Origin of the sequence: Tropicimonas isoalkanivorans, from assembly GCF_900112335.1 — a bacterium.
GTDB lineage: Bacteria > Pseudomonadota > Alphaproteobacteria > Rhodobacterales > Rhodobacteraceae > Tropicimonas > Tropicimonas isoalkanivorans.
Genome location: NZ_FOLG01000049.1, coordinates 1 through 1,535, shown reverse-complemented (window position 1 = coordinate 1,535; position 1,535 = coordinate 1). Strand labels below are relative to the sequence as shown.

The 1,535-nt window shown below is 51.1% G+C and carries 1 protein-coding gene; it reads left to right on the top strand.

The genetic code is table 11. The annotated features are described in order from the left end of the window. Nucleotides 1–140 precede the first annotated feature (140 nt). Nucleotides 141–1,331 carry a Shedu immune nuclease family protein gene (locus BM075_RS24050; protein WP_093363126.1) on the top strand — a complete coding sequence of 397 codons (1,191 nt, stop codon included), beginning with the start codon at nt 141–143 and terminating at the stop codon, nt 1,329–1,331. Nucleotides 1,332–1,535: the final 204 nt, after the last annotated feature.

Sequence of the window (1,535 nt, the reverse complement as noted above, 5' to 3'; positions counted from 1 at the left end):
GTAGCGGGCGGGCTTGGGCTTGCTCATGTACCTCGTCTAACCGCATGAATTCCCGATGTGAATCCTTCACCGGCTGAGTTCTGCAACAACGCCCCTCTGAAGCTCTATGATCGGTGTAGGACAAGACTCTGGAACGTTAAATGTCGGAAATTGATTTCAGGGAATTTGAAGATGCTCAAAAGCGTGATCCGCGTAGGCTCTATATTTCAAAGAGATTTAGCTATCCGGGGAATGAAACAGACATTCGGTATGGCCGGAAAAGGTTCGAGGCCGGGCCATTGAAAGAGCTTGTCAAAAGCGGCGACGAGTTCGTCCTTCATGAAACCGATACAGGCATCCAACAAATTAAGGCGAAGTTTTTTGAAGATGAAAGGAGAATATCCCATCTTCATATTCAGAGGTGGAGCACCAAGACTGGTAATCCGATGGGTGATCAGGTTGTGCTGTACGGCGAGCAAATCTCCAAGCTGGTGGAGTTCTTGGAGAGTATTCGACGCTTAGAGATTCCGAGCCCTGCTAAATTCAATGTTAATGAAGATGACTTGCGCCTTGTGTATATGCCAGACGATGAGGCTCGAAGGTTACTTCGAGATCGCCCCGACCTGGTTGCCGAATTTGCGCGCAGCCAGATAACGAGCGAAGATGTTGTGGCTCTCGCGTTTCGCCGAGAGCAACTGAAGGTTTTCTCGGACTTGCTCGACAATGCTGAGGATGCTTCAGAAAAGGCTTGGCAAGACTTCTTTGAGCGCAACCAGTGGATATTTGGCTATGGGTTGAGTTACATTTTTGCAACCGGATTGGATGGTCGCGCGCTTCAACAGACAATCCGCGGTTCCAGTCTCATCGCTCCTGGCAAGATCCCAGACGGAATCATGAAAACTCGCGCTGCGGTAAGCGCGTTATGCCTTGTGGAGATAAAGAAGAGTTCGACCCAGCTTCTGAAAAGCAACGAGTATCGTTCTGGAACTTGGGTGCCTTCGGCGGAGCTAAGCGGGGCGGTTGCTCAGTGCCAAGAGACACTACGAACAGCAACGGATGTACTGGATACATATCACCGTTTCTCCGACGACCAAGGCAACCCAACAGGAGAGGAGCTGATGTCGGTCCAACCAAGATCATTTCTAGTGATAGGATGCCTTTCCCAGTTCCAATCCGAGCATGGCGTGAATGCCTCGCGCTACCAAGCATTCGAGGGTTTCCGCCGAAACCTACGTCTACCCGAAATCCTAACCTTTGACGAGCTTTACGAACGAGCACGGTTCATTGTTGAACATACTGAAAATTTAGGAGTGTCTACCGGGTTTGAGGACGGAGACGAAATTCCCTTTTAGATGCAATTAGTCATGCCCTAAGCGGACATTTTAGCGAGCTGCAGGATTTCACACTCTGGCTCATTACAGTCCATTGCCGCTCCGAGCACGGATGGCGTCTCTCAGTGACAGGCGTTGTTGTAGAAAGGCGGCCCGAGGCGTGAGTGCCCCTTTCCCGTTCAGGCTCAGGCCACGCGGACGACCTCGGCAGTGCCGATCGCGTTG